At 69.0% G+C, this 22,910-nt stretch carries 18 protein-coding genes and 3 pseudogenes; 7 read left to right on the top strand and 14 right to left on the bottom strand.

Features of this window, described 5'->3' with window-relative positions; translation table 11 throughout:
* Positions 1-3 precede the first annotated feature (3 nt).
* Both OO54_RS48760 and OO54_RS48755 read left to right on the top strand, forming a co-directional pair.
* Positions 4-503, top strand: a pseudogene (locus OO54_RS48760) (phytoene/squalene synthase family protein).
* The gene (locus OO54_RS48755; RefSeq protein WP_425348018.1) at positions 446-796 is read left to right on the top strand and encodes a phytoene/squalene synthase family protein; all 351 of its coding nucleotides are present in this window, start codon (positions 446-448) and stop codon (positions 794-796) included. Before OO54_RS48760 ends, OO54_RS48755 begins: the two are co-directional and overlap by 58 nt.
* A gap of 483 nt (positions 797-1,279) precedes the next feature.
* Here the strand turns inward: OO54_RS48755 and OO54_RS13120 are convergent, their stop codons facing one another.
* The 9 genes from OO54_RS13120 to OO54_RS13080 all read right to left on the bottom strand — a co-directional run bounded on the left by OO54_RS13120 (position 1,280) and on the right by OO54_RS13080 (position 11,525).
* Positions 1,280-3,361: an MMPL family transporter gene (locus OO54_RS13120; protein WP_033203030.1), complete on the bottom strand. Its 2,082-nt coding sequence runs from the start codon at positions 3,359-3,361 to the stop codon at positions 1,280-1,282.
* 183 nt (positions 3,362-3,544) lie between these two features.
* Positions 3,545-4,033, bottom strand: a complete 489-nt coding sequence (locus OO54_RS13115) for a MarR family winged helix-turn-helix transcriptional regulator (protein WP_033203029.1) — start codon at positions 4,031-4,033, stop codon at positions 3,545-3,547.
* Positions 4,034-4,196: 163 nt separating this feature from the next.
* The gene (locus tag OO54_RS13110) at positions 4,197-5,141 is read right to left on the bottom strand and encodes an ABC transporter substrate-binding protein (RefSeq protein ID WP_033203028.1); all 945 of its coding nucleotides are present in this window, start codon (positions 5,139-5,141) and stop codon (positions 4,197-4,199) included.
* Positions 5,142-5,198: 57 nt separating this feature from the next.
* Positions 5,199-6,062, bottom strand: a complete 864-nt coding sequence (locus tag OO54_RS13105) for a MurR/RpiR family transcriptional regulator (RefSeq protein ID WP_033203027.1) — start codon at positions 6,060-6,062, stop codon at positions 5,199-5,201.
* Between the two features lie 138 nt (positions 6,063-6,200).
* Positions 6,201-7,490, bottom strand: a complete 1,290-nt coding sequence (locus tag OO54_RS13100) for a cyanophycinase (protein WP_033203026.1) — start codon at positions 7,488-7,490, stop codon at positions 6,201-6,203.
* Between the two features lie 153 nt (positions 7,491-7,643).
* Positions 7,644-8,858, bottom strand: coding sequence for a M20 family metallopeptidase (locus tag OO54_RS13095; protein WP_033203025.1), 1,215 nt, complete (start codon positions 8,856-8,858; stop codon positions 7,644-7,646).
* The gene (locus OO54_RS13090; RefSeq protein WP_033203108.1) at positions 8,855-9,607 is read right to left on the bottom strand and encodes an amino acid ABC transporter ATP-binding protein; all 753 of its coding nucleotides are present in this window, start codon (positions 9,605-9,607) and stop codon (positions 8,855-8,857) included. Before OO54_RS13090 ends, OO54_RS13095 begins: the two co-directional genes overlap by 4 nt.
* 8 nt (positions 9,608-9,615) lie before the next feature.
* Positions 9,616-10,578: an amino acid ABC transporter permease gene (locus tag OO54_RS13085; RefSeq protein ID WP_033203024.1), complete on the bottom strand. Its 963-nt coding sequence runs from the start codon at positions 10,576-10,578 to the stop codon at positions 9,616-9,618.
* 2 nt (positions 10,579-10,580) lie between these two features.
* Positions 10,581-11,525: an ABC transporter substrate-binding protein gene (locus OO54_RS13080; RefSeq protein ID WP_051786903.1), complete on the bottom strand. Its 945-nt coding sequence runs from the start codon at positions 11,523-11,525 to the stop codon at positions 10,581-10,583.
* Between the two features lie 343 nt (positions 11,526-11,868).
* Between OO54_RS13080 and OO54_RS13075 the strand changes: the two genes are divergently transcribed.
* The gene (locus OO54_RS13075) at positions 11,869-13,299 is read left to right on the top strand and encodes a pre-peptidase C-terminal domain-containing protein (RefSeq protein WP_234439592.1); all 1,431 of its coding nucleotides are present in this window, start codon (positions 11,869-11,871) and stop codon (positions 13,297-13,299) included.
* Positions 13,300-13,386: 87 nt separating this feature from the next.
* Here OO54_RS13075 and OO54_RS13070 read toward each other — a convergent pair whose 3' ends face one another.
* Positions 13,387-14,784: an aspartate ammonia-lyase gene (locus OO54_RS13070; protein WP_033203023.1), complete on the bottom strand. Its 1,398-nt coding sequence runs from the start codon at positions 14,782-14,784 to the stop codon at positions 13,387-13,389.
* Between the two features lie 99 nt (positions 14,785-14,883).
* Between OO54_RS13070 and OO54_RS13065 the strand changes: the two genes are divergently transcribed.
* Both OO54_RS13065 and OO54_RS41500 read left to right on the top strand, forming a co-directional pair.
* A complete protein-coding gene (locus OO54_RS13065; RefSeq protein ID WP_200146775.1) occupies positions 14,884-15,408 on the top strand; it encodes an alkaline phosphatase family protein in 525 nt (174 codons plus the stop codon).
* 612 nt (positions 15,409-16,020) lie between these two features.
* Positions 16,021-16,814, top strand: a pseudogene (locus OO54_RS41500) (IS5 family transposase).
* Here the strand turns inward: OO54_RS41500 and OO54_RS13055 are convergent.
* The 4 genes and pseudogenes from OO54_RS13055 to OO54_RS13045 form a co-directional block, all read right to left on the bottom strand.
* The gene (locus OO54_RS13055) at positions 16,762-17,319 is read right to left on the bottom strand and encodes a hypothetical protein (protein ID WP_033203105.1); all 558 of its coding nucleotides are present in this window, start codon (positions 17,317-17,319) and stop codon (positions 16,762-16,764) included. The pseudogene OO54_RS41500 and the gene OO54_RS13055 sit on opposite strands and share 53 nt — an antisense overlap.
* Before the next feature lie 176 nt (positions 17,320-17,495).
* Positions 17,496-17,672 (bottom strand): annotated as a pseudogene (locus OO54_RS43510) (transposase family protein); the annotation flags it as partial.
* Between the two features lie 268 nt (positions 17,673-17,940).
* A complete protein-coding gene (locus OO54_RS13050) occupies positions 17,941-19,221 on the bottom strand; it encodes a cation:proton antiporter domain-containing protein (protein WP_033203021.1) in 1,281 nt (426 codons plus the stop codon).
* Positions 19,222-19,345: 124 nt separating this feature from the next.
* Positions 19,346-20,026 carry a TMEM175 family protein gene (locus OO54_RS13045; RefSeq protein ID WP_051786901.1) on the bottom strand — a complete coding sequence of 227 codons (681 nt, stop codon included), beginning with the start codon at positions 20,024-20,026 and terminating at the stop codon, positions 19,346-19,348.
* Positions 20,027-20,473: 447 nt separating this feature from the next.
* On the opposite strand from OO54_RS13045, the gene OO54_RS13040 reads away from it, so the two are divergent.
* Positions 20,474-20,983: a DUF1269 domain-containing protein gene (locus OO54_RS13040; protein ID WP_051786900.1), complete on the top strand. Its 510-nt coding sequence runs from the start codon at positions 20,474-20,476 to the stop codon at positions 20,981-20,983.
* Between the two features lie 237 nt (positions 20,984-21,220).
* Positions 21,221-22,678, top strand: coding sequence for a hypothetical protein (locus OO54_RS13035; protein WP_234439372.1), 1,458 nt, complete (start codon positions 21,221-21,223; stop codon positions 22,676-22,678).
* Positions 22,679-22,910 lie beyond the last annotated feature (232 nt).

Genomic DNA, 22,910 nt, shown 5'->3' with positions numbered 1-22,910 from the left:
GGAGTGACCGATCTGTTCCTTCGCGCCGCGTACACCCGATGCCGACGACTCAACGCGCGCCACGGCAGGACGTACTTTCTCGCCACCCGTCCCCTCTCCGTGGAACGGCGGAGCACCGTGCACGCGTTGTACGGCTTCGCCCGGTACGCCGACGACGACATGGACGGACGCTCCTCGCAAGCTCAGCGGTCGACGGCCCTGGACGACCTCGAAGCACAGTGGGCAGGGCGCTCCGCGGGGAAGCGGTCAGTGAACCGGCAGTGGCGGCCGCGGCGTACACCCGCGCCCGCTATGACATTCCGCCAGACAGCTTCAGCGCCTTCCTGGCCTCGATGCGCAGCGATCTTTCGGTGCGCTCGTACGCGACGCACGACGAGCTGAGCACGTACATGTACGGTTCGGCAGCCGTCATCGGGCTGCAGACGGTCCCCGTCCTGGGGACCGTCTGCCCCAAGAGGAAGCCGAACCCCATGCGGCCGCCCTGGGCATCGCCTTCCAGCTGACCAACTTCCTCAGGGACGTCGGAGAGGACCTGGACCGCGGAAGGGTCTACCTGCCGTCCGACCTGCTCGCTGCCTACGGCGTGGACCGGGACCGCCTGCGGTGGAGCCGTCTGACCGGGAGCCGGGACTCGCGCATCACGTCCGCCATGAGAGCTGCCGCGGACGTCACACGTCGCGTCTGCCGAGAGGCGGAACCCGGAATCGCGCTGCTCGATCCCACGTCCTCGCCTTGCATCCGCACGGCCTTCGTGCTGTACCGGGACATCCTGGACGTGATCGAGGCGGAGGGCTAGGCCGTTGTTCACCGAAGGGCCGTCGTCGGCAGACGACGCAGGGCATCGGTGGCCCTGTCGGGTCTGGCGAGGGCTCTCACCGCGCGGACGGTGCGGCGCTGGGTACGCAGGGGAATCCCGCCGGCGAACGACACACGGATCGGGGGAGGCTCCCCTGCCGCTCTCCACTCGTCGGGAGACCGTCGCGAGAGGGCGAGAGGTGAAGTCGGTGAGTAGCCACCAGGGACGGCGAGGCGTGCCTCTGCGATGGCGGCGCAGCCCGCTCGCCTGGAGTTGAGTTCCCGCGCGTTCCGGGAGGTTCTGTGCGGAGAATTCTCCGTCTTGGTGGGTCGCACGGAGTACATGGGGTCGAACCCCGCGTGCCGGGCCACGCACGCGCGCATGGAGCGGCACGGACCACAACGCCCCCTTCGTTCACGGACTCGAGAACCAAGGGGGCGGTGCGAGGGGAGGCAGGTAAGTGCCGGGCGCGCGTGCCGGCCGTCAAGGGCGGTGCCGGAGTGCGCCCGGCCACCACACTGCGGGGCCGATGTCACGCACCAAGGCGGGGACAAGCAGCGACCGGACGACCAGGGTGTCGAGAAGGACGCCGAAGGCGACGATGAACGCGATCTGCACCAGGAAGGCAAGCGGGATGACGCCCAGGGCCGCGAAGGTGGCGGCCAGGACGACACCGGCCGAGGTGATGACACCGCCGGTGGCGATCAAGCCCCGCCGCATTCCCTCCCGCGTACCGTGCTGGACGGTCTCCTCGCGGACGCGGGACATGAGGAAGATGTTGTAGTCAACGCCGAGTGCCACCAGGAAGACGAAGCCGTACAAGGGCACGGCCGAGTCTGTTCCGGTGAATCCGAAGACATGCTCGAACACGAGAGAGGACACCCCGAGGGTGGCGGCGAAGTTGAGCGCGACCGTCGCCACCAGGAGCAGGGGAAGCAGGATCGAGCGCAGCAGGCCGAAGAGAATCACCAGAATGATCGCGAGCACCACGGGAACGATGAGCTTGCGGTCCCGTTCTGCGGTGACCTGAGTGTCGTACTGCTGTGCGGTGTACCCGCCGACCAGGGCGTCGGCGTCCGGTAGGGCATGGAGGGCCGATCGGAGGTCGGCGATCGTGCCCTTCGCCGCATCGGTGTCCGCGGCATCCGCGAGGGTGACGTCGATACGCACACGCCCGTCCGCGACGAGCGGCTTGGTCGTTCCGGAAGCCCCGGGGGCTGTGAAGACGGTGGCGGAGTCGACTCCTTCGACCCCCTCCGCGGTCGATCGGATCTTCTCTGCGGCGCCTGCGTCAGCGATGACGACGGCAGGATTACCGGCACCACCGGGGAAGTGTTCGCCAAGTCGCTCCTGGGCCGCGACGGACGGGGCGTCCTTGACGAAGATCTCGTCGAGCGGCACGCCCTTGGAGTCGAGGGTGAAAGAGAAGGCGGCGCAGACCAGGAGGGCGGCGAGGGATCCTCCCCATACCTTGCGGGGTGCCCGGTCGACGAGGGCGGCGATCCTGCGCCAGATCGGGTGCGCGTCGTCGGCGGGTGTCGCCTTGGGGCGTGCGGGCCAGTAGGCGGCACGGCCGAGCAGAACCAGGACCGCGGGAAGGAACGTCACAGCGCTCAACACGGCACACACGATGCCGATCGCTCCGACCGGCCCCAGTGCGCGGTTGTTGGTCAGGTCGCTGAAGAGGAGCGCGAGAAGACCGAGTGCGACGGTGGCCGCGCTGGCCGTGATCGGCCCGATGGACTGCCGCAGCGCGGCCCGCATGGCGGGCATGCGGTCCCCGTCCCGAGCTCCGAGCTCCTCTCGGTAGCGGGCGGCCAGCAGCAGCGCGTAGTCGGTGGCGGCCCCGATGACGAGGATGGACAGGATGCCCTGCACCTGGCCGTCCACGCGCACGATGTCATGGTCGGCCAGGAAGTAGACGACGGCGCAGGCCAGTCCGAGAGCGAACACGGCTCCGATGATGATCATCAGCGGGAGCAGGACACTTCGATAGACGAGGAGCAGGATCACCAGGACTGTCACCAGGGCGACCGCCAGCAGAAGGCCGTCGATGCCGGCGAAGGCGTCGGTGAGGTCGGCCTGCGTGGCGGCAGGTCCGCCGAGCCATGCCTCCGTGTTCGGAACGGCGGACGCCGTGGCATCGATCTTCTCGATCGTCGCCGGAAGTTCGTCGCCCAGGTCGGGTCGGAGTTGGACGACCCCCCGCAGGGCTTCGCCGTCCGTGGACGGCAGCGCCGGAGAAGGTACGCCGATCACCCCTGGCGCGCCCTTCAGCGATGCGAGCGATTGCGTCGCCGCCGCTTGCACCGCGGGGTCCAGTCGCCCACCTCCCGGGGCTGTCCAGACGATCAGGGCGGGCAGGGTCTCTTCCTGACGGAAGGCTTCCTGCTCCAGCAGGACCTGGGTGGATTCGGCGCTGCGAGGAAGGAAGGCCGCTTGATCGTTTGTGGCGACCTCTCCGAGTTTGCCCGCGTAGGGGCCCAGCCCTCCTCCGATGGCGAGCCAGACGACGAGCATGAGGAGCGGCAGCAGTCGGCCGGCCCACCGCAGGGGTGTGGACATGAAAACTCCCGGAAAGGATCTCTCGACAACAAACAATCTCAACGATTGAGATAGATTGAACCATGACCCGTACCTGCAACTGCCCACGAGTGGCGGAAGCTTCTGGATCGGTAGGGCTTCTGTGCGGGGCCGTTCCGTGGATGCACCCGATTCACGAAAAGATGGTTCACGCCGCCCCGGGAGTCAGCGCCTCGGGACCCGAAGCTCGGCCAGTTCGGCGTTCAGAGCGCCGAGGTACCGCAACACCACCGCGAGTTCGTCGTCGGTGAACCGCCCGCGTGCCCGTTCGGTCGCCTGCGCGAGCGGCATGAAGTACGAGCGCGCCGCCGCCCGGGCTCCTTCCGCGTAGTGGATGCGAACGACCCGGCGATCGACGTCGTCCCTGCTGCGGTAGATGTGGCCGGCCTTCTCAAGTCGGTCGAGGCAGGCAGTCACCGCACCCGAGGTGAGGCCGAGACGGTCTCGCAACAGACCAGGCGTGGGCGGATCCGGGTGGTCGAGTACGAGCGAGAGCGCCTGCACATCGGTGGGGTGCAATCCCTGCGCGGCGGCGAAGCCGTGGACGAGGCGACTGATCTCCGAGATGGTCCGGCGCAGCGCGACGGCGAAACTCTGCAGGTCGACCGCTCTGATGTCGCTCGCTTCGGCGCCGCCTTGCTGCCCATGGGTCACCCCACCAGCGTATAGAAGCCACGCCCCGGTAACGCTCTCCTGGTCGAGGGGCGTGCGGCACGTCGTCGGGAGACATACCTCCCGACGACGTGCCGCACGAACCAGCGGCGACGGGGCAGTGACCGCGAGCGGATGCCCCCAGGGCGACGGCGGTACGGGGGAGTCAGTCCAGCGAGCCGTTGACGGTGGCCTTGGGTATGGCGATCCCGGGAACGTTGTACTTCCTCAGGATCTTCTCGTAGGAGCCGTCGTCCATCAGGGACTGGAGGGCGGCCTGGATGGCCTCCTTGAGTCCCGGGCTGTTCTTGGACACTCCGATTCCCATGGGCGACGCACTGTACTCGCCGACCGCGGCTCGTCCGGTGACGGTGGAGAAAGCGGCCCCGTCGTCGGCCTTGGCGGCGACGTAACCGGCGGTGACCTCGTCGAGGTAGTCGGCCACGACCTTGCCGCTGCGCAGAGCGAGCTGTGCTTCCGAGTCCTTGGAGAACGAGAGGATCTTGATCAGGGGAAGGTTCTTGGACTTGCACAGGTCCTGCCGCTGTTCGAGCAGCTTCTGGTGATTCATGCCCGTCTGGACCCCCACTGCCTTCCCGCAGACATCGGTGACGACGGTGATTCCCTCGGGGTTCCCCTTCTTGACCAGCCATCCGGGACCGGCGTTGAGGTAGTCCACGAAATCGACCGACCGCTGCCTGGCCTTCTTGTCGGTCATGGCGGACATCACGGCGTCGAACTTGCCGGCCTCGACGGCGGGCAGGATGCCGTCGAACTTCTGCGCCTGGAAGTCGAACCTGACGCCAAGTCGGGCTCCGAGAGCCTGGCCGAGGTCGAAGTCGATTCCGGTGATCTGCTTGCTGCCCTCGCTCTCGAACATCTCGAAGGGAGGGTAGGGAACATCGGTCGCGACCCGGACGACTCCGGAGGAGCGGATGTCCGCGGGCAGTTCCGCGTGGAGAGTGGGGTCGGGCGTGACGGTGAGTCCGGGGATCACCGTGACGGGGCCGGCCTTGGCGGGAGATTCGTCTCGTGGGGCTCCGCCGTCGGTACACGCGCCGAGCGTCACAGTGGCCAGGACAAGGGCGAGGGGCAATCGGCGTGCTGACATGCGGATTCTCCTGGTGAGCGGGGCAGTGGGTAGGTACGGGTTCACACGCCGCCTGCGTCAGACCAGGTTGATCCGGCGGGCGACGTCTTCGCTGTGCTTCATGTGCTCGTGAGCGTCGGTGCCGAGGGTGCCGACGAGTCCGGCGACGATCGCCTCGATGACAGCAAGCGTGGGAACGAGGCTGTCGTAGGGAGAGGGGCTGTCGACCCGGCTGGAGAGGACGACCTCGGCGTGGGTGGTGGCCGGCGACAGCCACGTATCGGTGAAGACGATGACCTTGCCGCCGCTCTCCTGCGTCAGCCGGGCGACAGCCAGGTTGGTCTCCTCGTAGCGCCGGTAGTCGAAGACGACGACGACATCTCTTCGGCTCAGGGCGGCGAGGGCGGCCGTTCGCTCGACGTCGCGGTCGGGCAGGAAACGGACGTCTCGGCGGAGCTGCATGAGGTGCAGGCCCAGGTACTGGGCCAGCAGGTGGGTGAAGCGGCCGCCGAGCAGGGTGATACGGCGCTTCCTGTCGGACAGGAGCGCGACGGCGCTCTGCAGGTCGTGGGGTGGTACCTCGGCGAGGGTCTTGACGAGAGCAGCGCTCAGGAGCTCGCTGGTACGGCTGATCAATCCGTCGGTGGAGTCCGTGGAAGAGGGCTCTCCCGCGGTCTCGTAGAGCGAGATGGGCGAGGCGTTACGTGCGTCGAGCTCGCGGCGGAGGGCGCCCTGGAAGTCGGGGAAGCCGGTGAAGCCGAGGCGGCCGACGAATCGGAGGACGGTGGGCGCGCTGACGCCCGCTCTTTCGGCGATCGCGGAGACGGTCTCGAAGCCGGCGGAGGGGTAGGCGGCAAGGAGCACTCGGGCCACTCGGCGTTCCGCCGGGCTGAGAGTGCCGAGTTTCAGCCGGATGTCGTCGGCGAGCGGGCGTTGAGCCATGCGGAATGTCGTCCGTTTCATGCGGGGTGACGTCTGGGCGTTCAAAGCCCGGGGGTCGTGTGCGCCGGCGCGCCGGGCCGCGCGGCGGGGAGTGCTCCGTGGGATCGGCACGGCCGTTCCCACGGAGCGCGGCGGCGGCTACTCGGGCGCGATGTCGATACGCAGTCCGATCAGGGTCTGCGGACTGCCGGCGGTGTCGGACCAGGCCGTGAAGCCACGCGGCTCGGTGAAGGTGACGGTGAAGCCGGGCTGGGTCTCGTACGTCGTCGCCGTGGCCCGGGTCTGGAGGCGGGCGGCGAGTTCGCGGGCGGTGGTCCGGAACGCGTAGGGCCTGCCTTCGGGGTTGGCGGCCGAGTAGAAGACGTCGCTGTTGACCGGAACGGGGGTGGTGTCGCCGGGGATCACGGGCTTCTTGCCGGGCGCGGGCAGGGGGGTCCCGGTGCGGGCGGTGTAACGGTCTCCGTGGGTGAGGTAGGTGTAGCGGGCGTTGCTGAGAGACCAGCCGGCCGTGGTGGTGCGGGGGTGCGCGCGGCGAAGGTCCAGGACGGCGACGCCGTTGGGGCCGAGGACGGACAGGCGTTCGTCGGTGCTGCCGGGGTTGTCGACGACGAGGGCGGTGTTCTCCTCAAGGGCGTAGACCCGGTCGTGGCGGGTGTCACTGGCCAGCCGCAGGGCACGTCCCTCACGGCCGTAGGCGCCTGTGTGGGTGTCGATGAGCCCGGAGCGCAGGAAGCCGAAGCCGCCCCTGGGTATGTACCCGAGCCGGGTCGCGTCGTCGAAGTAGCCGGGGCTGCTGCCGTCGCGGAGAGCCTCGTAGGACTCGCCGCCGCTGACCATGTCGGGTCCGGAGGCGATCTGTGCGCCTGCGGAGGATCCGGCGACGACGGCTCCTCCGGCGAGCTTGGCGCGGATGGCGGCGAGGACCTTGGAGTCGGTGTGCCTGTCACCGTTCAGAAGGGTGGTGACGTAGCGGTACTGGTCGCCGCCTCCGAAGAAGAAGCCGGTCATGGCGTTGACCTGGGCGACGACGGTGTCGGAGTCGGCGTTCGCGAGGTGGTCGAGGTCGATGGGGACCCACTGGGCGTCGGCGGCGCCGTGCTTCTTGAAGAGATTCGCGTAGTAGCCGCCGTTGCAGGCGGAGTTGCTGCACCGGTCCGGGTCAGCGGCATCGGGGTCCTGACTCTCGGGCACGGAGGCGGCCGTGATGACGCCGATGCGGGCCTTCGGGCCGCCGGCGCGCTTGATGATCTCGCCGTAGACCTGGCTGTTGTCGTCCCTGAGCCCACCACCCACCAGGACGAGCGAGCCGGCGTGGCGGGGGCCGAAGGACGTGGCCTGCGCCGCGGGAGCGGCAGTGAGGAGGCCGAGGACGAGTGCGGTGCTGCCGGCGACGATGACGCGGCGGGCGGGTCGGGTACGTGCGCGCATGATGCCTCCGTGGGCGGTGTGAGTGGGGTGGGATCAGGGCCTCGCGGCGGTCGGCCGGGAGGCCCTGGTCGGTGCCCCGGCAGGGCGACGGGGAAATCCGCCGGGGCCGTCCGCGAGGCGGAGGACAGTGCTCGGCCCGGCGTGTCGTACGGGTCAGGAGTCGTTGCCGGCGCTGCCGAGCGAGGCGATCAGAGAGGCCAGCATCGCGACGCGGTGGGGGACGCTGGAGGTGTCGAGCCATTCACCGGGGGTGTGGTCGGCCCCTCCCACAGGGCCGAGGCCGTCGAGCGTGGGCACGCCCGAACCGGCGATGAGGTTGGCGTCGCCGACTCCCCCGGTAGCGGCCGCTCCCAGCTGCACACCGTAGGTGGAGGCGGCCTTGCGTGCCGCTTCGAAGACCCGTCGTGAGGCGGGGGTGTCCTCCATCGGGGGGCACAGGTCGATCTGCTCGACGGTGACGGCGGTGCCGGGTACGGCGGGGCAGGCAGCGGCCTGATGGATGGCTCGGGTGACACGCTTCATGTCGGCCGTGGTGGCGGCGCGGACTTCGATGTGCAGTTCGGCTTCGGCGCACACGATGTTGGGGCGGGTGCCCGCGCGGACGACTCCGACGTTGATGGTGACGTCGTCCCAGTGTCCGTTGAGTCCTTGCAGTTCCACGGTGAGATGGGCGGCGGCGAGGGCCGCGTTGGCACCACGTTCCGGCTCGATGCCGGCGTGCGCGGCGCGGCCGGTGACCGTCAGCCGGAAGTCGGCGACACCCTTGCGGGCGACGACGAGGTCGCCGTTCTCCCGGGCGCACTCGAGGCCGAGGCCGTAGTGCATGCCCCGCGCGGTCCGCTCGATGAGCGGCCTGCTGACCTGGGAGCCGATCTCCTCGTCGGGGGTGGCGAGGAACACGAGCTCGCCGAAATCCTGGACGGAGGCCTCCTGGAGGATTTCCAGGGCGGCGAGGCCTGCCAGAAGTCCCCCCTTGTCATCGCTGACTCCGGGACCGTAGGCGATGGCTCCGTTCATGTGGAACGGTCGGTCGTCCGCGGTGCCGTCGTCGAAGACGGTGTCCATGTGAGCGGCGAGGAGGATCCTGCGGCCGTCCGCGGCGGGGCCCAGCCGGCCGCGCTTGCGCCCGATGACGGCGTCGCCGGCCTGGTAGCGGTGGTCGGCCGGGAAACGGACCCGCTCGACGTCGAACCCGGTACGGAGGAGGCGCTGCTGCACCCAGTCGGCGACCTTGTTGACGCCGTTCGGGCTGTAGGAGCCGGAGTCGATCGAGACGAGGTCGCGAAGATCCGTCAGGTACTGGGTGTGGCGAGCGCGCGCCAGGGTCAGCAGTTCCGCGCTGAGCGGCGGACGTGTGGGCGCGTTCACAGGACCTTGGACAGGAAGGCGCGGGTGCGCTCCTGCTCCGGGTCGACGAGTACCTGTCGCGGATCGCCCGCTTCGACGACGACGCCTTGGTCCATGAAGACGGCGGTGTCGCCGACCTCGCGGGCGAAGCCGATCTCGTGGGTGACGACGACCATGGTCATGCCGTCGGCGGCGAGGCGGCGCATGACGTCCAGGACGTCGCCGACGAGTTCGGGGTCGAGGGCGGAGGTGGGCTCGTCGAACAGCATGAGTTTGGGCTTCATCGCCAGGGCGCGTGCGATGGCCACGCGCTGCTGCTGGCCACCGGACAGTTGGGCCGGGTAGTGCCCGGCGCGGTCGCCGAGGCCGACCTGGTCCAGCAGGTGGCGTGCCTGTTCCCGGGCTTCCGCCCTCGGCACCCCGCCGACCTTGACCGGGGCCTCGGTGACGTTGTCGAGCGCGGTCATGTGGGGGAAGAGATTGAAGCGCTGGAAGACCATGCCGATGTCGCGGCGGCGCTCTGCGACCTCCCGTTCGCGCAGCTCGTGCAGCTTGTTGCCGTGCTGCCGGTAGCCGACGAGCTCGCCGTCGACGGTGAGCTTGCCGCCGTCGACCTTCTCCAGGTGGTTGATGCACCGTAGAAAGGTCGACTTCCCAGAGCCTGAGGGTCCCAGGAGGCAGCACACCTGGCCGCGCTCGACCGTGAGGTCGATCCCCTGGAGGACCTCGAGCTTTCCGAAGTGCTTGCGCACGCCCTCGGCGCGCACCATGGGGGCGTTCATCGGCCCGTCTCCTTGTTCTTCCTGCCGATCAGCCCCGTGGCTCCTCCCAGCATCCGCTGTAGCGGGGAGACGTGGCCTGCCTGAGCGGTGCCGCGTCCGTACCGGCGTTCCAGCCATGCCTGGGGAATGCTGAGCAAGGTCACGAGCGCGAGGTACCAGAGGCTGGCGACGACCAGCATGGGAATGACCTGGTAGTTCTGCGCGTACACGTCCTGGATGTTCGACATGAGGTCGTGGGCGGAGATGACCGAGACGAGGGCGGTCATCTTGAGCATGTTGATGGTCTCGTTGCCCATCGGCGGGATGATGACGCGCATGGCCTGGGGCAGGACGATCCGTCGCATGGTGAGCGCGGGCCGCATTCCCAGGGAGTGCGCTGCCTCGGCCTGTCCGTGGTCGACGGACTGGATGCCCGCGCGGACGATCTCGGAGGCGTAGGCGGCCTCGTTCAGGCCGAGCGCGAGCAGGGCCGCGATGGCGGGGGTGAGGAGGGAGTTCGTCTCGGCCTGGAAGAAGGTGATGTCGGTGAAGGGGACACCGATCTTCACGTACTTGTACAGGGCGGCGGCGTAGCCCCAGAAGATGATCTGGACGAGGAGCGGGGTGCCGCGGAACACCCAGACGAAGGCGTTCGCGAGTCCGTAGAGCACGGGACTCGTGGACAGCCGCATCACCGCGATGAGGGTGCCGAGGCCGAGGCCGAGGGCCATGGCGGCGGCGGTGAGCCAGAGGGTCGTGGCGAGGCCGTCGAAGATCAGGTCGGCGAAGAGGTACTTGGCGACGACATCCCAGTGCAGGTTGTCGTTCTTCGCCAGGGAGCCTACGAGTCCCACGAGGGCCAGGATCGAGGCCGTCGCGGCAATCCAGCGTCCGTAGTTGCGGACGGGGACCACTTCGAGGTCCTGGGCGGCCGGCTCGAGAGTGGATGTGGTCTTGGGGGAGGCCGTGGTGTCGATCATCTTTAGTCGACCGCCGCGTTCTTGGTGGCTTCCTCGACCGCTATCGAGGCGACGCCGTACTTGGTGTAGATCTTGGTGACGGTGCCGTCGTCGATGAGGGCCTGGAGGGCCTTCTGGATCGCTTCGGTCAGTTCGGGCTGCTGCTTGCTGACGGCGATGCCGTTGGGTGAGGCGTTGTAGCCGCCGGGCGCGGCCGGGTCCTCGACCAGGTCGAAGGCCTTGCCCTCGTCGGCCGTCTTGGCGACCCAGCCGGCGGCCGGCTTCGTCAGGACCTGGGCCACGACTTTGCCGGAGCGCAGGGCGAGCTGGGCGTCGGAGTCCTTGGGGAAGGTCTGGATCTCCATGGCGCCCTTGCCTGCCCCGGCGCACTTGGCCTGGTGGGCCTTGAGGAGGTCGAGCTGGTTGGTCGCGGTCTGGACGGCTACCTTCTTGCCGCACAGATCGTCCAGGGTGGCGATCTGTGCGGGGTTGTCGTTGCCGACGAGGATGCCGGATCCCGACTGGGAGTAGTCGACGAAGTCGACGACCTGCTGGCGCTCCTTGTTGTCGGTGATGGCCGACATGGCGACGTCGAACTTGCCGGCCTGGATCGCGGGGACGATGCCGTCGAACTTCTGCGGCGTGAAGGCGAACGCCACGCCGAGCTTTCCACCGAGAGCCTGGCCCAGGTCGTAGTCGAGCCCGGTCAGGGCGGTCTCGCCCTCCTTCACGAACATCTCGAAGGGCGGGTACGGCACGTCGGTGGCGACGCGAACCTTCCCCGCCTTCTTGATGTTGTCCGGCAGCATCGCGTGGAGAGCGGGGTCCTTCTTGATCTGGACGCCGTTGACGGTGACCGTTCCGCCTGCGGCGGAGGAGGGATCGGCGTCTCCGCACGCGGCGAGCGTCGCCAGGGCTGTGGCCGTGACAGCGGCTGCCGCAAGGCAGCGGGTAACACGAGCGTTCATCGGGGTCGAACCTCTCGGGGATTCCAGCCGACGGATTCAAGCCGCCGGTCACAGCACGGAAGTTACAGATCAAAGGCCATCTTGGCTAGATGTATCGCGCGTTACTTTGATGTAACGCGATCGACTCCACGCGCGACGAGGCCATTTCAGCAGCTCGGGCCGCACTCCCGGCCGCCGCAAACCGACGAAGAGGGAAATCTGGCCGTACATCTTCCGCCAGGTCAGAACTATCTGTAAGTTCCGCTACCAACTCGGATGCCAGGAAGGCACTCTGCCGATACGTCACTTCGGCAGTCGGCGACCCCCGCACCGACACCATCCCTCTGCCCCCATGGAGCGCATCATGGCGTCACCCGCCACCCGCAGATCCGCCCCGGCCCTGGCCGTCACCCTGCTGACCTTGGCGATGTCCCTCACCACGCAGCAACCCGCTCACGCAGCCGCCGATCGCGTCCGGCTCGGTTCGGCCGCGGACGTCAGCCGCACCTCGTGGAACGGCCCCGCCTTCACGATGAACGGCGCCGGTGCCGTCGTGCCCGCCTCCATGAACAGAGCCATCGAGGAGATCCGCGGCGGAACCGGAAGCATCGACGTCGTCGTCCTCGCCGGATCGGCGCCGACCTCGGGCAGCCGGACACCCGAATGCGACACCGTCATGAGCCTGGCAGGGGTCAACTCCTGTACGACCTGGACACTCACCGCAGCCGCCGACGGCAACAACAGCCAGGTGAACACCGACGTGCGGAACGCCGAGTTCGTGTACTTCGCCGGCGGCGACCAGTGCCGGTACGCCGCCTGGAAGGGAACCGCGCTCGAAGCCTCCGTGGAGTCCGTGGTGGCCAAGGGTGGCGGATCGGGCGGAGGCAGCGCGGGCCATCACATCAACAGCCCCCTCGTGTACGACGCCTGCAACGGCAGCGTCACCACCAGCGAGGCACTGGCCAATCCCTACGACCGTTACATCAGCTTCACCACCGGCATGTTCCAGTGGGCCAACTACGGCGGGGTCATCAACGACTCCCACTTCGTGACGCGCGACCGCATGGGCCGCAGCATGGCGTTCGTCGCCCGGGCGGTGAAGGACGGACTCACCACGGGTGGCGCCGCCTGGGCCGTCGGCGTAGAGGAGGGCGGCGGCTCGCTGTTCATCGACCGCAACGGCATGGCGACCGAGTACGGCAAGGACGCCTACGTCGTCCTTGCCGACCATCAGCCCGAGCAGGCCGCGGACCGTAAGCCGCTGACGTACTCGAACTTCAAGATCTGGCGCCTCACTCCGGGTGCGACGTTCGACTTCAAGAACCGCCCCACGTGCGGCTACTACCTGCGCAGCGTCACCAACGGCGTCCCCGACCCCAACCTCTACAACGGCACCCCCGTGACCAACTGCGGCTCCCCGTCCGGCGGCAGTCTGACGGAGACCGAACCGAACGACACCCGCGACACCGCGAACGATGCCACCGGCCTCTCCTCCCCCACCGCTCTGAGCGGCACCATGAAGTCGACCAGCGACCGTGACTACTTCAAGGTCACCCTCGCGTCAGGGCAGAACGCGTCCGTGCAGTGCGCCGTCCCGGGTGCCTACGATGCCGATCTCTACTGGCTCGACTCCTCCGGCAGCACCCTCGAGCGCTCCGTCAACAACGGTGCCGGCACGGACGAAGCCCTCACCTTCACGAGGACCGCATCCGGTTCGGGCACGTACTACGTGGACGTCGAGGCCTACAGCGGCTCCGGTTCCTCCACCTACACCTGCACCCTGACCAAGAGCTGACAAGCACCCATCCCGACCAGGACGTACCGCATGTCGTGCTGTCCGGCTGCGGAGCCCGGCCATGGCGCCACAGCCGGACACAGCAGATCAGAGCTCCGGGCGCGCCAAGCGTTCGTGGTCAAGGAGCTCATCGATCTGCTCGTCCGTCAGCAGCCCCGACTCGCCGGCCAGCTCCCTCACGGAACGGCCGGCGAGGAGGGACCGGCGAGCCAGATCGGTCGTCCGCTGGTATCCGAGCACCGGATTCAGAGCCGTAGCCAGACCCGGCGACCGTTCCACGAGGTCACGCAAGTGCCCTTCGTTCGCCTCGATCCCGAGGACGCAGCGTTCGGCGAGCAGGCGACAGGCGGAGTCGAGCCGGTTGAGTGAGTTGAGGAGCAGGTGGGCGATCAGCGGCTCGAACGCGTTCAGCTGGAGCTGGCCCGCCTGAGCCGCCATGGACACCGCGGCGTCGGCGCCGAAGACATCGAAGCAGACCTGGTTGACCGCCTCCGGCACTACCGGGTTGACCTTGCCGGGCATGATGCTGGACCCGGCCTGGAGGGCGGGCAGCCGTATCTCGCCCAGCCCCGCCGTCGGCCCCGAACTGAGCAGCCTCAAGTCGTTGCAGATCTTGGAGAGCCGTAGCGCGAACTGGCGCACAGCGCCGGAGAGCTGCAGAAACGCGCCCATACCCTGTGTGCTCTCGATCAGGTCGCGGGCCTGATGGACCGGAGCGCCCGTCACAGCGGCCAGGTGCACGATGACGGCCCGCCCGAACCCGGGATCGGCATTGAGGCCGGTACCGATCGCGGTGCCGCCGAGGTTGACCTCGCACAGCGCCTCCGCCGCGCGCTGAACGAGTACGGCATCGTCGCGAACGGTGAGGGCGAACACGTCGAATTCATGGCCCAAAGTCATGGGCACAGCGTCCTGAAGCTGCGTTCTGCCGAGCTTGTAAGTCTTCGCGAAAGCACCGCCACGGTCGGTCAGGGCGTTGGCAAGGACGCTCATCCCGTCCAGGAGCCGACCGGCGGCATCGCGCAGCGCCAGCTTGACCGCCGTCGGATAGACATCGTTCGTACTCTGCCCGCGGTTGACGTCGTCGTTGGGGTGCAGATATTCGTAGGCGCCACGCGGATGACCGAGGAGCTCGAGAGCGCGGTTCGCGATCACCTCGTTGACGTTCATGTTCGACGACGTTCCCGCACCGCCCTGGAAGACGTCGACGACGAACTGGTCGCGCAACCCTCCCGCACGGATCTCGCGGCAGGCCGCCACGATGGCCCGGGTACGAGCCGCGGGCAGCGTCTCCAGCTCACGGTGAGCCAGGGCAGCCGCCTCCTTGACGCTCGCCAGCGCCCTCACGAGCTCAGGGTGAGCGGACAACGGAACTCCGGTGAGAGGAAAGTTCTCCCGCGCCCGCAGCGTATGAATGCCGAAGTAGACGTCAGGCGGTACGTCCCGACTGCCGATCAGGTCGCTCTCTTCGCGTCGGACGTTCATCGGCGCGCACCTCCGTACGAACTCGACATCATGTATGGCCGCCCTACAGCGACCGCCACCGAAGTATCTCTCATTACATACAGAACACACAAGCAGCGAATGAAACATCTATTACACAAGACCAGTGGCTCCCCCGTCAGCGACCCCTTCGTCGTCCACTGGCCGGAAGCCATCCGTGCTCGCGGTGAGGTCCGCGACCAGCTCGCGCACATCATCGACATGGCGCGCACCTTCGACGACGGCACCGCGCCGACCCGACACCGCACCCAGCACTACGAGATGTTCGGACACGGGGCGATCGACCACGACGGATGGCGAGCGGTCTGCCCCTGGCCCGACCCCGACTTCGACTTCGACTTCGCCGAGGCCGGGAGACCGTTCGGCGCCCCGATCGCCATGGCGGGCCTCGATGACCTCGACGCCCACCGCTGGGAGCTCTACCCCGTCGACCAGGACGTCGCCGAAACCCGGAACCTCGCCCAGGCGCACCACAGCAACCTCATCGAGACGGTCGCCCTGCGGTACATGGAGACAGGCAAGTACGGCGTGATGCCGATCGATGGCAGTGGCGTCCTGAGGTACCTCTGCCGTCCTGCGGGTCAGGAACACCTCTCCGGCGGGTGAGTCCTCGACAGGTTTCCTCAGCCGACCCCGTCGCTCTCCATCCCGCCCAGGAACCGCTCGACCACCATCAGTGTGACCGAGTTCAGCTTCCGCGATCCCAGCCGCGGGACGATACGCACATTGATCGAACTGTCGACATGCCAGCCGGCCGCATAGTCGGATCTTGGACTTGAATATCGTTCGCATCATCGAGCTACTCCTGGACATAGGCTCCCTGCCTGCGTTTTTGCAGGTCAAGGGCTGCTTCCACGCCCTACAACGAGTCGCGAGTTCGGGCAGCTGTCCCCAAATCTCCGGAATCCGGCCAGAGCAGAGCGCGACCCGGCACTGCGATCAGCCTCAGAAGCCGTGTCTCAACCGATCACCGGAACGTGCAGGCCGAACAGGGTTCCTGGTCGGGTGATCTTCCGGCCGTACGAGCATGAAGGCAGGGCCTCTCGGTAGCTCGGGGGTGCGAATCTGACCGAGCGATGCCGGGAGGCCCTGTTGCCGTCGCTGTACGCGCCCGCGCCCACCGAGTTCGACTCCTCCGCCGCGTCGTGCGACTGCCTCGCTCACCCGTACGGCAACGCGGCCGATCAACTGGACCGGGAACGCCGGCATCCCTCGGACATGACGGACGCGGAATGGGCTGCCATCCGGCCGTTGTTTCCGGTGCCGGCCTGGCTTCAGGGCCGGGGCGGGCAGCCCGAGGGCCACTGCCACCGGCAGATGCTGGACGCGATCCGCTACCTGGTCGCGGGCGGGATCTCCTGGCGGGCGATGCCCGCGGACTTCCCCACATGGGCCCGGGTCTACGCGTTCTTCCGCCGCCGGCGCGAGCACGGGCTGATCGCCGAGTTCCACGACCGGCTGCGCGGGAAGGTCCGTGAGCGCGAGGGCCGCGAGGCGGAACCGAGCGCGGGCATCATCGACGCGCAGTCGGTGCGGGCCGCCGCGACGGTGCCGGCCGCCTCGCGCGGCTACGACGGCGGGAAGAAGGTGCCGGGCCGCAAGCGGCACATCGTGACCGACACCCTCGCCTGCTCCTGGCCGTCGCCGTCACCGCCGCGAACATCGGCGACCGGGACGCCGCGGCGGGCCTGCTTTCGCGGCTGCGTCGCCTGCACCGCGACATCACCCTCGTATGGGCCGACGGCGGCTACACCGGCTCCCTCATCGACCGGTGCCACCACAAACTCGCCCTCACCCTGGAGATCGTCAAACGTACCGACGCCATGGAGGGATTCGTGGTGCTTCCGAGACGCTGGGTGGTGGAGCGCACGTTCGCGTGGTTGAAGCATTCGCGCCGGCTGGCCCGGGACTACGAGACGTTGCCAGCCAGCAGTGAGGCGATGATCCGGTGGTCGATGGTCACGCGGATGGGGCGGCGCCTGGCACGGCCACGGGCCGCCGGCCGGCACTGAACATCCCCGACGTCTCCTGCAGGAGCCACCCGCGCTCCGCCAGACGCCTGGCCTTCGAGCGCACGCCCTCGACCTTCGCCGCCGTCGTCCCCAGACCCAGATCCACCGCGATTTCCCTGGCCTTCAGCGGTCCTTTGCCCGCCGGCTGCCGCTCGTCCAGCACGCCCAAAATCCGCTGGTGGTCCGGCGCAAGCACCGTCACGGGCAATCCTTCGCGCCAGGGTGGCGCGATCGAGCCCAGCACCGGCGCAGGCGCGGTTTCCTGCTTCTCCGCGGGCTCGGTCACGGCGGTGGTCTCGGCAGCCGAGGCTGCCAGGGCCTCGACCAGCTCTTCCCGCGCGATCACCCGCCGGTCCATCTCGATCTCCGCAGCCTCCAACACGCCGGCCAACCGGGCGACTTCCTCCCGCAGCCCTTCCACCTGCACCCCTTCCACCCGCAACCCTTCCACCCGCACACGGGCAGCCGCCTCCCGCTCCTCCAGCATTCCCAGCACCGACGCCATCGCGCACCCCTCGCTCACGGAGCTGAAACAAGACGCCGCATGCCTCCCTCATTTCGAGCTAGACCATGAGAGGCGCCAGCCCTTGAGGGTGGCCACGGCCTGCTCGCCGAGGATGGGGCCTCCCCTGCTCGAGCGAAGCCGAGAGCTTGGGGAAGGATCTTGGCGTGGGTGGTGTCGCCGTGGTGTCGCGCGGCGGTCAGGTCGTGGGTCGAGCCGGGCAGAGCCGGCGAGACCCAGAGCAGCCGTCCGAACGGATCGGTGAGGACCTGCACGTTCATGCCGTGGCGCTTGTGCTTCCCGGAGCAATAGGGGGTGTCGGCGGCGATGCGGTCGATCGGCAGCAAGGTGCCGTCACGCGAAGCTCCTGGCAGACACGGGTGATCTTGGTCGAGAACCCGTCTACCAGAAGCTTCGTCGTTGTGCAGACATGTCCGGCTCGCGGTCAGCATCGCCGGCTCGGAAAGAGCTCACGGTCCAAGTCGACACCGTCAGCACTTCTGCGTGGACCGCCCACTCCGCACTGCGCGTGATCAGAACCGGCTCACCGCCGGGCCAGAGAAGCGGTCGGCGTGTACAACGCCCGCACGAACCACCCGTCGGCACAGGGAGGAGCAGAGGTGCCTACGCCTTGGGTCGGTGGTGTGTCGGGGTGCGGCGGATGAGGCGTCGTTCGGGGATGTCGGCCGGCGCGGCCGGTGCCGGAACTTCCTGTGGTGGGGCAAGGCGGGAGCCGTAGCGTTTGGCCAGGGGGTCCGCGGTGAGGCCGTGGGCGAGGACGCTGAGCAGCACGGTGAAGGCGATGACGGTGGTCGCGGGCCGGGCTGCGGGCCCGCTGAGGTCTTCGAGGGCGAGGAGTGCGAAGACGACGGAAGCCAGGCCGCGTGGTCCGAACCAGCCGACGAACAGGACGGCGGGCCGGCCGAGGCGGGTGCCGGCGAGGGCGACCGTCACCGGCAGTATCCGGACCGCTGTCAGGCTGAGTACCGCGTACAGCGCGGTCTGCCAGGTCAGGGCCTCCATGGCCGGTACCACGGCGATCACGCCGAAGAGCAGCCACACGAGCAGGGAGAGCAGTGCGCCGGTCTCTTCAAGGAAGGGAACGAGCTTGGCCGCGGGGCCGCCCGCGGCGGTGAAGGCCAGGCCGCCGGTGAACGCCGCGATGAACCCGTTGCCGTCCAGTGCGACGGAGGTGGTGTAGCAGCACAGGGCAAGGCCGAGGACGGCGGCTCCGGCGAAGCCGTCGGCGACCCAGCCCCGGTCCCGGCCCAGTTTGATGAGCCGACCGCCGCCCGCGCCGACGGCGATGCCGATCAGCAGGCCAAGGGCGAGTTCGGCCACGGCCTTGCCGGGTCCGGTGTCGCCGATGTGTTCGGCGGTGGACGCCCCCGCGATGCCGATCAGCACGACGGGGGTCGCGATTCCGTCGTTGAGTCCGCTCTCGATGTTGAGGAGCCGTCTGATCCTGGCCGGGACGGACGGGTTGACCATGACCGCCGCGCCCAGGGCGGCGTCGGTGGGAGCGAGCGCGGCGCCGACGAGCAGGGCGAGCCAGGTGACGCCCACCCCGGGCAGGATGAAGGCGGTCACGGTGCCGAGGGCGATGGACAGCGGCAGTCCGAGGAGGAGCAGCCGCAGGCACAGTCCCAGGTCGGGGCGCAGCTGGCGCAGTCCGACCCGGGAGGCGTCGGAGAACAGCACCATGGCGAGGGTCGCCTCGGCCAGGAGTTTCACCAGTTCCGGGCTGGGGGTGATCCCGAGCGGTGTCAGCGGGCCGTGGGTGAGCAGGACGCCGGCCGCGGTGAACACGATGGGCGCGGTCATGTCGAAGCGTTCCAGTCGCGCCGAGAGCATCCCCCAGGCGAAGACCAGACCGGTGACGATCGCCAGGTCCCACGCCGTCATCGTGCCACCTCCGACTGCTTGCTGACGCGATGCCCGGCCGGAGCGCGTGGGCTGGTGGCCGGCCGGCCGGGTCGCAGGTCGGACGCGGTCGAGGTCTCGGGGCGAGCCCCGCGTGGCCGGCCGGTCACTTCTGGCCTTGGTCCCGGTGTGGCGCCATCGCCTGGCGGATGCGGCGTTGGCGCCTGGCCCGTCCGAGGGGTACGAGGTAGTACACGGCGATCGCCAGGTAGCCCACCACCGCGGCGACGGGGACGAAGAGGCCGAGGACGATCAGCGCGACGTAGGCGGCGAGGCCGGGTCGGAGGCGCCGGGTCAGGACCTGCACGTCCGATTCGGCCGCGTCGTCGCGGACGAGTCCGTGGCGGACGGCGTACCGCCAGAAGAGGTAGAGCAGCGCGGAGGTCAGCAGGAGGTTGACGCCGTAGAGGGTGGCGGCGACGCGTTCCGACTCGCTCTCCCGGACGTACTCCGCCAGCAGCTTGGTCGGGAAGGGCAGGAAGGCGACGGTGAGCATCAGGATCAGATTCACGCGCATCAGCCACAGGCTCGCGTGGTCGAGGTATTCGGTGATCACCGAGTGGGCCAGCCAGATCGCCCCGATGGTGGCGAAGCTGACCAGGTAGCCCAGGTAGGAGGGCCACTGTTCGACGACCGCGTCCCACAGGTGCGTGGAGCCGGGAGGGACGGCGAGTTCGATGACGAGCAGCGTGCCCGCGATGGTGAAGACCCCGTCGCTGAACGCCTCCATCCGGGAGGTGCGCAGCTGACGCCGGGTCCGGTCCTCCCTGACCTCTTCCTCGCTCATGGCCGCAGTCTGGCAGCCAGGAGGCGGGAGACGGCGGAGGCGAGCGGATCATGCGCGCGGGGCGTGTCCTGCCGCAACAGCAACACCTGAGGGCCGGAGCTTGCACCCGGCCCGTCAACCGCTGCCCGAGCCGGCTGCTGCCACGCGGTGCGCGTCGGACGCCGTTCACTCCGTCGCCGGACCACCAAGGACGCGAAAGCGGACCGGAGAGCCGAGACGGATACCCCTGCCCCGGTGGCGGTCTGCGATCAACCCTTGGTCGTCGCCCGGCGCCCCGGGCCGTCTCCCGGATGCCGGGCCGGTCGCCGGTGCGCAAGCTGGCCTCACACGTGAGGACCGCACGCCCTCGCACCGCCGCAACTACGGCGGCCGGCGGCTTCGTGGTGTGGCCTCATCCCTCGTCGCCGCGTACCTCCGGGCGCGGTGAGGACAGACAGGACAGGAACAGTGGCGAAGCCCGAAGCAGTGTTCATCTACATCGGCACCTACCCCAGCGAGGCCGCGGCCAGGGCCGACTACGACATCGTCAAGGACCTCCACGCGGTCGGCGCGGTCGGCACCTACGACGCGTCGGTGGTCACGAAGGACGACAGTGGCAAGGTGCACGTGAACAAGGACGAGATGGCCACCCGGCACGGGGCGTGGGGCGGCGCGGCCGTCGGCGCGTTCATCGGCCTGCTCTTCCCTCCCGCGATCATCGGCACCGCCGCCGTGGGCGCGGCCGTCGGCGGGGTGAGCGGTCACCTGTGGCGCGGCATGTCGCGGGCGGACGTGAAGGAGTTCGGAGAGCTCATCGACGCCGGGCAGGCCGCTCTCGTCATCGTCGGCGAGAGCACCCTGGCGCAGGCCGTGGAGAAGGCCGGGCTGAAGGCGGAGAAGGAGATCGCCAAGCAGCTCGACGTCAGCTCCAAGGACATCGACAAGGCCGTCCGGGAAGCCGCGAGCGAACTCGGCTGACAGTCGTCCCCGCTCCCGGACCGGCGCGACCCACAGCGGTCCTCCACACGCGCCCGGCCGCCGCCTCCTGTCCGATTCCGGGCGGTGGTCGGCGGCCGCAGCGGGCGGAGGGCGGGTTCACCCGGGCGAGCACAAGCGGTGGCACTGGTGTCACTCACGGTATCTCCTGGAGCGGGTGCGATGTCAGTGCGACCGTCGCCCCCGCCTCTGTCAGAGGACCCGACGCAGGGAGATGCCATGCCGAGCGGCAAGCCCGATCCGGCTTCCGATCCGACGGGCGACAACAGCCCGCAGCAGGGCCGGCCCGACGGCGAACCGCCTGGAACCGGCCGGCCCCCGCACGCCGCACCCGAGCCCCCACTCACCGCAGGCGACCGCACCGAGCTCGACGAGCTGCGGCAGCGGCTCGCCGCACTCGAGGCATCGAAGCCACCGCCCCGGGCACGTCACCACCTTCTTCGGACGTCCGGCTCGGTCGTCCTGATCGTCATCTCCTCCGTGCTGGCGCTGCTCGCGGTCGTCGCGGTGTGGACCGACTCGATCGTCGGCGACACCGACCGGTACGTCGCGACGGTCGCGCCGCTGGCGAGCGACCCCGATGTCCAGGCCGCGGTCACCAGCCGGGTCACCTCGGAGGTCCTGTCCCACATCGACGTGAAGGCCGTGGTGGACCAGCTCTCCCAGGCCGCCACCGAGCAGGGTGCGCCGCCCCGGCTCGGCAAGCTGATCGGAGACCTGACCGGCCCGATCACCAGCGGCCTCACCCAGCTGGTCAGCAGCACCGTGAACAAGGTGGTGACCAGCGACCAGTTCGCCACCCTGTGGGTCGACGCCAACCGGGCGGTGCACTCCTCGCTCGACAAGGCGCTGACCGGCAAGGGCGGCGGCGCGGTCTCGCTGGAGAACAACCAGGTCGCCATCGACATCGGGCCGTTCGTCGCCAAGGTGAAGGACGAGCTGGTGAGCTCCGGCTTCGGACCCGCGGCGAAGATCCCTGAGGTGCACACCAACTTCGTGGTGTTCGCCTCGAAGGACGTCGGCAAGGTCAAGACCTACTTCCGGATCCTGCAGATCATGGGCACCTGGCTGCCGATCATCGCCGTGCTGGTCGCCGCCGCCGGCGTGTTCACCGCCGTGAACCGGCGGCGCGGCCTGATCGGCGCGGCGGCCGGGGTGGCCGTCGCCATGCTCCTCCTGGGCGTCGTCCTGACGGTCTTCCGGTCCTTCTACCTCGACCATCTGCCACCGGGAGCGTCCCAGGCCGCCGCCGGCTCGATCTACGACGCCCTGATCCGTTTCCTGCGCGCGAGCATCCGCGCCGTCGGTGTGACGGCACTCGTGACGGCCGTCGGAGCGTTCCTGATCGGCCCGTCGAGGGTCGCCGTCGCGATCCGCACCGCCTGCGCGTCGGCGATCGGCGGGCTTCGCGAGGTCTCGACGGCGCACGGGCTCCGTCTCGGGCCGGTCGGCCACTTCGTGAACCGGTACAAGCGGTGGATCGGGGCCGCGATTCTCGCCGTGGCGGCCGTCGTCCTCGCGACGTGGAGCTACCCGACCGCGGCGGTGGTGATCTGGATCGTCGTCGTGGTCCTGGTCGGCTTCGCCATCCGGGAGTTCCTCGACACGGGACCGGCGCCCTCCCACGCATCGCCGACCGGCACCGGCCGCACCAGCACCCCACCCCCGGGTGAGTGATCCGTCGCATCCGATCCACGGGGCCTGGGCGCATGCCCTTGCCCGGGTGCCGCGCCGCCCGGAGCCGGCGGCGAGGCACCGTGTGAGCGGGTTCAGTGGAGAATCTTCTCCTTGGCCCGCTGGAACTCCGCGACGGTGCTCTGCCCCGTCTCGAACTCCTTCAGGTCCGTCGGTGCGGGTCACAGGCGCAGGACGACCAGCGCCGTGTCGTCGGTGTTGCCGTCAGGCGGGA

Origin of the sequence: Streptomyces wedmorensis (assembly GCF_000716445.1) — a bacterium.
GTDB lineage: Bacteria > Actinomycetota > Actinomycetes > Streptomycetales > Streptomycetaceae > Streptomyces > Streptomyces wedmorensis.
The sequence above is the reverse complement of the archived record's forward strand: the minus strand, read 5'-3'. Positions and strand labels throughout refer to the sequence as shown.